The 8,738-nt window shown below is 64.4% G+C and carries 10 protein-coding genes and 1 pseudogene; 7 read left to right on the top strand and 4 right to left on the bottom strand.

Going from position 1 to position 8,738, the window contains the following annotated elements; genetic code table 11:
* Positions 1-214: 214 nt before the first annotated feature.
* From IVB32_RS04725 to IVB32_RS04715, 3 genes are all read right to left on the bottom strand, one after another.
* Complete coding sequence (locus IVB32_RS04725) at positions 215-541, bottom strand: hypothetical protein (RefSeq protein WP_247369280.1); 327 nt, start codon at positions 539-541, stop codon at positions 215-217.
* Positions 542-755: 214 nt separating this feature from the next.
* Positions 756-980, bottom strand: coding sequence for a hypothetical protein (locus tag IVB32_RS04720; protein ID WP_026233665.1), 225 nt, complete (start codon positions 978-980; stop codon positions 756-758).
* A gap of 160 nt (positions 981-1,140) precedes the next feature.
* Positions 1,141-1,401: a hypothetical protein gene (locus IVB32_RS04715; protein ID WP_247369278.1), complete on the bottom strand. Its 261-nt coding sequence runs from the start codon at positions 1,399-1,401 to the stop codon at positions 1,141-1,143.
* Positions 1,402-1,578: 177 nt separating this feature from the next.
* On the opposite strand from IVB32_RS04715, the gene IVB32_RS04710 reads away from it, so the two are divergent.
* The 6 genes from IVB32_RS04710 to IVB32_RS04685 all read left to right on the top strand — a co-directional run bounded on the left by IVB32_RS04710 (position 1,579) and on the right by IVB32_RS04685 (position 7,008).
* Entirely contained in the window at positions 1,579-2,013 is a 435-nt protein-coding gene (locus tag IVB32_RS04710) for a hypothetical protein (RefSeq protein ID WP_247369276.1), read from the top strand.
* A 233-nt stretch (positions 2,014-2,246) separates the two neighbouring features.
* Positions 2,247-3,206: an N-carbamoyl-D-amino-acid hydrolase gene (locus IVB32_RS04705; protein WP_247369271.1), complete on the top strand. Its 960-nt coding sequence runs from the start codon at positions 2,247-2,249 to the stop codon at positions 3,204-3,206.
* 1,040 nt (positions 3,207-4,246) lie between these two features.
* Complete coding sequence (locus IVB32_RS04700; RefSeq protein ID WP_345947075.1) at positions 4,247-4,867, top strand: TetR/AcrR family transcriptional regulator; 621 nt, start codon at positions 4,247-4,249, stop codon at positions 4,865-4,867.
* A 52-nt stretch (positions 4,868-4,919) separates the two neighbouring features.
* Positions 4,920-6,113, top strand: a complete 1,194-nt coding sequence (locus IVB32_RS04695; RefSeq protein WP_247369267.1) for an MFS transporter — start codon at positions 4,920-4,922, stop codon at positions 6,111-6,113.
* A gap of 136 nt (positions 6,114-6,249) precedes the next feature.
* The gene (locus IVB32_RS04690) at positions 6,250-6,660 is read left to right on the top strand and encodes a hypothetical protein (RefSeq protein ID WP_026233102.1); all 411 of its coding nucleotides are present in this window, start codon (positions 6,250-6,252) and stop codon (positions 6,658-6,660) included.
* A gap of 138 nt (positions 6,661-6,798) precedes the next feature.
* Positions 6,799-7,008, top strand: a complete 210-nt coding sequence (locus IVB32_RS04685; protein WP_018456179.1) for a hypothetical protein — start codon at positions 6,799-6,801, stop codon at positions 7,006-7,008.
* Positions 7,009-7,265: 257 nt separating this feature from the next.
* Here IVB32_RS04685 and IVB32_RS04680 read toward each other — a convergent pair whose 3' ends face one another.
* A complete protein-coding gene (locus IVB32_RS04680; RefSeq protein ID WP_247298573.1) occupies positions 7,266-8,237 on the bottom strand; it encodes a LysR family transcriptional regulator in 972 nt (323 codons plus the stop codon).
* Positions 8,238-8,357: 120 nt separating this feature from the next.
* On the opposite strand from IVB32_RS04680, the pseudogene IVB32_RS04675 reads away from it, so the two are divergent.
* Positions 8,358-8,738: pseudogene (locus tag IVB32_RS04675) on the top strand (class 1 fructose-bisphosphatase); the annotation flags it as partial.

Genomic DNA, 8,738 nt, shown 5'->3' with positions numbered 1-8,738 from the left:
CCTGCCACTCCGACCATTCTTCCAAAAGTCGACGTTTTTCTAGAGGCTCGTTCCCAAGCTTGGCGGACCAGCCGCCGGCGCCCGGGAGCGTCTTCTTGCAACGATTTTCAGGGCGGGTCCACGGCCGATTTGGCCGGACAGGGCGGTCTGTCGCGGTGGCATGGCTCAGCATTGCCTGTTTCGATAACTCGGCGTTGCAAGCTAGGTCAGAGGACTACCGCCGCGCCACCAGCACGCCGACCATAAACGCAATCATCAGCGCCGGCAGCGGCGCCTCACGCACCATGCCGCGAACGACGTGGATCCAATGCTGCTCCGGGACAAGTTTCGGAGACCTGATCTCCGGCGTTGGCGTGATGCCCCATTCGGAGGCGAGTTCGGCAATCTCGCTTGAGGCAAGCCGGACGCCGTCGCGGACGCGGAAGATGGCGGCATCCGCGCGCTCGCGCGGCGCAAGCAACATCATCGTCGTGACGGCCGTACGCAGGGTCATCTCGCCGTAGCCTTGCAGCCTGACCGATTCCTCGGGGTCGGACGTCATCGAAAATACCTCACAGTGCCAAATGCCTTACAAAGCGAAGTGGCGCGCGATGGTGAATGCCATCGTCGCGCACAGGACCAGCGTGGATACCGCGCCGGCCACGCCGCGCGCGAGATCGGCCCGCGTCAGGTGCCTGGTCATGATTTTGCTCCATGCTCGGCATGGCAATGGTGGGGAGGCGGCGTTGGTTCCTTGCGCGACGGGCGAACGCCGGCTATTTCCGCAGCAGCTCGCTCAGCGCCGCCGTCGCCTCGGCGCAGCGGATGTCGTCGATCTCGCGCGACAGGCTGAGCGCAGTCGATCTGAGCTCTTCGACCTTCCAGCTCTCGGGGTGCTGCGTCTCGAGTTGACCGAGCCGCTTGTTCAGATCGTCCAATCTGGTCTGCAACTGCTCGACACTGGCGGCCCCATTCACCACCCAGACTCGTTGCGCACGCATCGTAGTTCCCCTGCTCGTCTCACGCCGTTGTGAGAGGGGTTCGTGGCCGCAATGGGAGTTTCTTTTGTCCGGCTTCGGACGGACGGGAACCGTTGCAGATCGGCAACGGGAGTTCCTTCCCGTTGACCGGATGCGACCGGAGCTATCGCCATCGCGCGCATCAGGCAGCGCGCGGCCATTCGGTCGATCGCTTTTCAAGCCGGCTTTCGAGGGTGGCGATGCTCACCCGGATATTGTCGCGCCGGGCCCGCAGGTTCTGCGCGAGCAGGGGATAGGCGAGGTTTTGGGGATCGGAGATTCCAGCCTTCCGCTCTTCCTCCAGAATGTCGGCGTCGATCATTCGCATGCGCCAGCGCAGATCGGAGATCAAGGCGTGGAGCTGGGTCGGCATGGTCGCTTCGAAACGGGACGTCGGGTGCATGATCGCCTCACGGTGAGACAGACCCACTGCGGGTCTGAGGGATTTGACTCCCGTGCAGCAAGCGGAATGCCAGTGGGCGGCTGAGCGTTTCCCGCGAATGCTCGACGGCGCACCGGAACGATTACCACTCTTTCCCGTTGCTGCAGGGGCCTCGACAACGAGGCGATCGAGGGACCCATGCCGCTCATCCGCTATTTCGTCTTCACCGGCGGCGCTCTGCTCGTCCTCCTTTTCCTCGCAGACCGATACATGACCGCCCCCGTGAGCGCCGCCGCGCCGGCCGAGCCAGATCGGTCGATTGTGCGCGTTCATTCCGCGCAAACCTGGCCTGAGAAGATCGTCCTCGACACCAGCGTACGGCAAATATCGCTGTCCAAAGCCGAGTCGGTTCCGCCGACTCCCGCACCTGCCGTCGCCGACGCGCTTCCCACGCAGGAGAGGCCCCGCCAAGCTTTTGCAATGGTGGCGCAGCCTGATGCGACGCCGAAGCAAGCAGCTCGGACCGTTTCGAACAAGCGCAGTGCGGAGAGGCACCGTCGACGCCAGCCCTCGCGCATGGCGGCGCGCGATCAGACGATGTTCTTCAACGAACCTGCATCGGCGGGTTGGTAAGTCGCGCTCCGTGAGATGCATCTTCCCCCCGGTAGGCGTGTAGCTGCCTGTGCTCGATCGCCTGAGCAGCACGAGCGGGGGTTTGCGAGATTATCTGTTCTCGGTACTTTCCACGTGACGGTCGGGCTGCCTCTCGGTTGGGCACCGTGCCGGACAGCGAGGCTGTGCGCGCGGCGCATCGCGCGATAGTCTCTGCCGCGACCTGACCCGGGAAGCGGACGAGGGAAAGATTCGTGGCGAGATTTGTGACGATTGCAGCCGGCCAGCTTGGCCCTGTCGCGCGGACCGAGACGAGAACCGCGGTCGTAGCGCGCCTGATGGCCTTGATGCGCCAGGCGAAGGCCAACGGCTGCGACCTGATCGTCTATCCCGAGCTCGCGCTGACCGCGCTCTTTCCGCGCTGGTATTTCGAGGATCAGGCTGAGATCGACAGCTTCTTTGAGCGCGAGATGCCGGGGCCGGAGACAAGAGGCCTGTTCGATCTCGCGCGCGAGATCGGCATCGGATTTTATCTTGGCTATGCCGAGCTGACGGTCGAGGCCGGAATTGTCAGGCGCTACAATACCTCGATCCTGGTCGAGAAGAGCGGCGCCATCGTCGCGAGATATCGCAAGGTTCATCTGCCCGGGCATGCCGAGCATGAGCCGTGGCGCGAATTCCAACATCTGGAAAAGCGCTATTTCGATCCAGGCGATGGCTTTGGCGTGACCGAGGCCTTTGGCGGCGTGATGGGGATGGCGATCTGCAATGACCGCCGCTGGAGCGAGACCTACCGGGTGATGGGCCTGCAGGGCGTCGAGATGGTGATGATCGGCTACAACACGCCGGTGTACAATCCGCCGGCGCCCGAGCATGACGATCTCTCGCTGTTTCACAATCATCTGGTGATGCAGGCTGGCGCCTACCAGAACGGCACCTTCGTGGTGGGCGTCGCCAAGGCCGGTGCCGAGGAGGGCGTCGACCACATCGGCGGTAGCTGCGTCATCGCGCCCTCCGGCGAGATCATCGCGCGATGCACGACCAAGGGCGACGAGATCGCGCTCGCCCGTTGCGATCTCGATCTCTGCAACTCCTACAAGCGCACCACTTTCAATTTCGACGTTCACCGTCAGCCGCACGCCTACGGGATGATTGTCGAACGGAAGGGAGTGACACTCATGGCGGACGGAACGCCGGTGCGAACGAAGCGGTGAGCTCTCGTAGCCGGGGTGAGCGCAGCGACACCCGGGACCGCTGTCGCTTGTGGCAAGACCCGGATGTCGCTTCGCTCATCCGGGCTACGGGACCGCGCCTGTTTCGCCCCTCTGTCAATCCGCCGCCGCAAAAAGATTCCGCTTTACCGAAATTCGGAATTGGCGTATGTGTCGCCCATCCCGGCTCATCCTTGAGGGGCGATCTTGCGGTCGTCATGTTCGCGAGCCGGGCTTGCGGTGGACGCGGCAGCGTTCGGGTGCGAGAGGCCAAGGGCAGGGCGGATTGCTCTCCGTGAGCCCAAGGCTGCGTGCCGACGAGCGGCGCTGCTAGGCTTCGTCTCGTCTGTAAGTTTCCGGCTCCGTCGACAGGGCTGGGAAAACTGCGGCGAAATGGCGGGCCGTGCGTACGGCAAAACCGTGTGGTCCTGGCCGTCGTTGCTACGGTCAAGCCCTGGCGAATGCGGCATCTGCGTCAACCGGCGCGGGTGCCGGTGACTTTCGTTGGGGTGAGGGAGGCCAGAACGAACTCGGCTCCCGGGAGAGCACGGCATAAGCCGTCCAACCATCGCGCAGGGAAGGCCGAGTGATTGGCTACACCTGTATGCTGCTGTGCGGTTTTCCTGCGTGTGCTTTTCGCGCAGCGGACCGCGGGTGCCAGCCGGCACCCGGCCTTCCCTGCGCCCTCTTGGACAAGAGGGTGGAGCGATCAAGCAAAGCTCGGGCGAAATCAGCCGCGAGGATGAGAAGGCATGTCTGCAAGTTGAAATGTGCGCAGGACCGCGATGTGGCCTGCGCCGTGGCGATGCCCGGCAGTCAGGCGTAACAACCTCAAATGTCGTCGTGGCTAAGGCCAGGACCATACCGCGAGGTCTATCGATTTAAGGCGGTATCAATCCCACCGAACGAATGTCCGCCCAACCCCTTCCCTGGGATAATGGGTCCTGGCCTTGGCCAGGGACGACGCCGGAGTTAGTGGCCCTACCGCCCCAATCACAACCAAGTGTCTTTGTTTGGAAACAAACATTCCCTATTATCCCGCAATGCAAAAAGCGGCCCGCAAATCCAGCTCCGTCGCCCGTTCGCCCGGCCGTCCGCGGGAGTTCGACATGGACACCGCGCTCGACAGGGCCGTCCGCGTGTTTTCCGAGCGCGGTTATCATGCCACGTCGATCGGCGATCTCACCGCGGCGATGCGGCTGGCGACGGGCAGCGTCTACAAGGCGTTTCGCGACAAGCATGCGGTGTTTCTCGCCGCCTTCGAGCGCTACGCCGCGCTGCGCCAGGAGCAGACGCGCAGCGCGGCGGCAAAAGGCGCCAATGGCCGCGAGCGGCTGCGCAACATGCTGCTGTCGTATGTAGAGCATTCCCAGGGCAGCGAGGGGCGGCGCGGCTGCCTCGTGGTCGGCAGCGCGGTCGAATTGTCCGCGGTCGATCCGGTGGTCGCCGCCCTCGTCAGCGCGCGGCTCGAGACCAACGAAGGCTTCATCGCCGGCCTCATTCGCGAGGGGCAGGCCGACGGCTCGATTCCCCGCCATGTCGCCGCCGCCGACACCGCGCGCCTGATGATCTGCATCACGCAAGGCCTGCGCGTGGTCGGCAAGGCGGGCCTTTCGCTCGACGGCAAGCGCCTGGTCGCCGTCGCGATGAAGCTGCTCGCCTGAATTTTTTGTCATATTAGGAAACGACCGTTTCCGATATCTGGAGAGCCTGTGAATGACGATGAATGCCACGATCGAGACCGCGCCGGATCCGGATGCGGTGTCGCAGCGACTGACCTTCGTGCTTGCCGCGGCCTGTGGCATGGTCGCCGCCAACATCTATTACGCCCAGCCGCTGATCGCCCCGATCAGCGCCGCGCTCGGCCTGTCGCATGAAGCGGCGGGACTGATCGTCACCATGACGCAGATCGGCTACGGCGTGGGGCTTCTCTTCATCGTCCCGCTCGGCGACCTCGTCGAGAACCGTACCCTGATTTGCTCCGTCATCACGCTCGGCGCGGCAGCCCTGCTCGCCGCGGGCTTCGCGTCCCACGCGCTGCCCTTCCTGATCGCCGCGTTGTTCATCGGACTCGGCTCGGTCGCGGTGCAGATCATCATTCCCTATGCCGCGCATCTTGCGCCGGCAGCCATTCGCGGCCGCTTCGTCGGCAATGTCTCGACCGGCCTGATGCTCGGCATCATGCTGGCGCGGCCGGTGTCGAGTTTCGTCACGGCGATGCTGTCGTGGCATGCAGTGTTCTTCTGCTCGGCCGCGTTGATGATCGTGCTCGCAGCGGTACTCTGGATGACGCTGCCGAAGCGCAGGCCGGTCGCGCGGATGCATTACGGCGAGTTGCTGCTGTCGATGCTCCATCTGGTGCGGACCACGCCGCTGCTGCGCCGCCGCGCGCTGTACCAGGCCAGCCTGTTCGGCGCATTCAGCCTGTTCTGGACCGTGACGCCGCTGCTGCTCGCGAGCGAATTCGGCTTCACCCAGCGCGGCATCGCGCTGTTCGCGCTTGCCGGTGTCGCCGGCGTGTTCGCAGCCCCGATCGCGGGACGGCTTGCCGATCGCGGTCATAGCCGCATGGCCACACTGGTCGCGCTGCTACTCGCGGCCGTAGGATTCCTGATTACGCATGTCGGCGCGCCCGGATCGGTGCTGAACCTCGCCTGCCTGGTCGTGGCTGCGATCGCGATCGACATCGGCGTGCAGGGCAACGTCGTGCTCGGCTTCCGCGCGATCTTCGCGCTGGGGCATGAGCACCGCAGCCGCCTGAACGGTCTCTACATGGCGACCTTCTTCACCGCGGGCGCGGCGGGCTCGGCGGTCGGCGCGTGGGCGTTTGCACAAGGCGGCTGGACGCTCGCATCGGCCTTTGGCCTCGCGCTGCCCGTCGCAGGCCTGGTCTATGCGGCCACCGAGTAGGGGCTGGTTGCTCCAATTAGCGATCCGGCCCGTTTACCAAGGCCGCCGGGTCGGCAATTTCCACCTCGCAGTTTCCCTGCCGCTGTAGTACTTTGGTCGCAAGCGAGCCTGGTTAACGGGCGGCAGGGGGAGGCTGATGAGGCGTGCGGGGCTGGTTGGCGTACCGCGGGTACGACCATGGTCGTGGCAGGCGTTTCTGCTTGGATTCATCGTTGTCGCAATGTCGGCTGCGCTCCAGGGCGGCTGTGTCGCGCTCGGCGCAAAACTCTATTTCGCGGCGTTCCTGCCCAGCCTGTTCGTGCTCGGCATTATTGCGGGCGCACCGGCGGCGGCGTTCGCCGCACTACTCACCATTCCGCTGGTATGGTGGGCATTCATGCCGCCCTTCTTCGAGTTCAATTCGCTGACCAGCGCGCATGCCGATTCCATCAAGCTGTTCTGCCTGCTCGCCGTGCTGGTGATCGGCCTTGCCGATCTCTGCCGCGAGATCATCAGCCGCGGTGGGTTGAAGCCGCGGGGCGAGAGCGCGGCGACGAATTCGCAATAGATCGGCCTTGTGCGGCCGCGCACGTTGCGCGCGGGCAACAGTCCGGAAACCATTCGCACGCTTGCTGTGCGGCGCTAACTTTTCGAAAAAGATTTGGCCGCAATTTCTCCCTCGGGAATGACGAGGGAGTTTTCGGACATGAACGGCCAAATCACCGGTCACGCCATCTTGGAGAACGTGCGCCGCTACCGCGGTATCGCATCGCTCTATCGCCAGACCGCTGCATTCCGCCCGGACCAGAGCTGGTCGCTGCTCGAGCAGGCGAAGGATTGGGAAGCGCGGGCGCTGCTGGAGCTGGAAGCCTATTTCGCCGCGCGGATGGACTACGCCCCTACACGCGCGGCCTGATCGTTAACCATCGGCGCGGCCTTGCGCAGGCCCGCCGAAGGGCCGGTCGTCGGGTCGTGCACGGAAAACACGGGGCGATTACGGAGTTATCTCGTCGCCCGTCTGTGCTAGCAACGTCCCGACCGAGACATCCCAATTCGGCCGGGGCAAGCGATGACCACCTTCAACCGCATCTTCACGACCGAGCGCCTGCTCCAGATCATCGTCATTCTCGCGGCTACGGTCGCGATGAAGCTGATGGGCTGAATTTCGACGGGCTATCGCGCGCCGAATTCGGGCACGTCGGGAAGATAGTTCGACCCCTCCGATCCCAAGAAATCGAACATCGCCTGCGCCGGCGGCAACAGCACCTTGTCGCTGCGGCGGATCACGTACCATTGCCGCACGATCGGCAGGCCCGCGACGTCGAGCACGATCAGCCGGCCCTCGGTGAGCTCGTGCGCCACGGTGTGGGCCGAGATGAAGGCGATGCCGAGCCCGGCGATGACCGCCTGCTTGATGGTCTCGTTGCTGCTCATCTCCATGCCGATGATCGGCTCAAGATCCGACCTCTGGAACATGCCTTCCATCAGTGTCCGCGTCCCCGAGCCGGGCTCGCGGGTGAGGAAGGTCTCGTGCACGAGGTCGGTGAGGTTGAGGCCGGAATCCTTCTCCAGCCAGTGCCCCTTGCGCGCGACGATGATGTGCGGATTGCGCCCGAGCTGCCGGACGTCGACGCTGACATCGGCCGGTGGCCGACCCATCACCGCGAAGTCGAGGTCGTAGCCGTGCATGGCCCCGCGGATCTCCTCGCGATTGCCGACCGTGAGCTTGATCTCGATCTTCGGATACCGCTTCGAGAATGCCGCGATCGCGTGCGGCACGAAATATTTCGCGGTCGAGACCGCGCCGAGATGCACCGTGCCGCCGGTTCGCCCCGCAAGCAGGTCGAGCGAACCCTGGCAGTCCGCGATTGCGGCCTCGACGCGCTCGGCGAGCGCCAGCACCTCCTTGCCGGCTTCCGTCAGCAGCATGCCGTCGCCGGTCCGCTGAAGCAGCGGCAGTCCGGCGAGATCCTGCAGCTGACGCAATTGCTGGGTCACGGCCGGCTGCGTCAGGCCGAGCTGGGTCGAGGCTGCCGTGACGCTGCCTTTTGCCGAGAGCGCCGCAAGCGAGCGAAGCTGCCGGATCGTGAGATGCCGGAGCTGTGCCGTCGAATGGACATTATAAGATAATTCTTTGGCGCTCATTATGAATAGAAATTTTCCTTATTAAGCCGCCCCTGTCAATCTCGTCGTTGTTGGCACTGACCGCACCGACCTCCAGCGAGGAGGGAACTGGATGCGGCGCCTGCAAAGGGATGGACGCAGATGACCGGGCAACTCAGGCTGGACGACCACCTTCAGCGGTATTCCGAGACGGCGCCGCATGCGCTGGCCGTAGCGGCCGCGGTCGATGCCATCGCGGCGGCCGCGATCGAGATCGCCGATCTTATCGCCACGGGAGACCTTGCGGATGCGTCGGGCCTGACCACCGGCCGCAACAGCGACGGTGACGTGCAGCGCGATCTCGACGTGCAGGCGGATGCGATCCTGCGCCGCTGTCTCGGCAAGCTGCCGATCGCGGCACTGGCGTCGGAGGAGATGCGTGAACCGCAGATCGGTGACCGCGCGGCGAAGATCTGCGTCGCGATCGATCCGCTCGACGGCTCCTCCAATATCGACATCAACATGACCGTGGGCACGATCTTC

Source organism: Bradyrhizobium sp. 23, assembly GCF_023073295.1.
Lineage (GTDB): Bacteria > Pseudomonadota > Alphaproteobacteria > Rhizobiales > Xanthobacteraceae > Bradyrhizobium > Bradyrhizobium canariense_D.
Note: the sequence above shows the minus strand (reverse complement) of the source record. Positions and strands in the feature narration are given on the sequence as shown.

What these genes read in the sequence shown, in the direction of transcription:
- IVB32_RS04690 (WP_026233102.1), top strand. Translation starts at nt 6,250, where the DNA reads ATGAGGCGTGCGGGGCTGGTTGGCGTACCGCGGGTACGACCATGGTCG.
- IVB32_RS04700 (WP_345947075.1), top strand. Translation starts at nt 4,247, where the DNA reads ATGCAAAAAGCGGCCCGCAAATCCAGCTCCGTCGCCCGTTCGCCCGGC.
- IVB32_RS04695 (WP_247369267.1), top strand. Translation starts at nt 4,920, where the DNA reads ATGACGATGAATGCCACGATCGAGACCGCGCCGGATCCGGATGCGGTG.
- IVB32_RS04710 (WP_247369276.1), top strand. Translation starts at nt 1,579, where the DNA reads ATGCCGCTCATCCGCTATTTCGTCTTCACCGGCGGCGCTCTGCTCGTC.
- IVB32_RS04715 (WP_247369278.1), bottom strand. Translation starts at nt 1,401, where the DNA reads ATGCACCCGACGTCCCGTTTCGAAGCGACCATGCCGACCCAGCTCCAC.
- IVB32_RS04680 (WP_247298573.1), bottom strand. Translation starts at nt 8,237, where the DNA reads ATGAGCGCCAAAGAATTATCTTATAATGTCCATTCGACGGCACAGCTC.
- IVB32_RS04685 (WP_018456179.1), top strand. Translation starts at nt 6,799, where the DNA reads ATGAACGGCCAAATCACCGGTCACGCCATCTTGGAGAACGTGCGCCGC.
- IVB32_RS04720 (WP_026233665.1), bottom strand. Translation starts at nt 980, where the DNA reads ATGCGTGCGCAACGAGTCTGGGTGGTGAATGGGGCCGCCAGTGTCGAG.
- IVB32_RS04725 (WP_247369280.1), bottom strand. Translation starts at nt 541, where the DNA reads ATGACGTCCGACCCCGAGGAATCGGTCAGGCTGCAAGGCTACGGCGAG.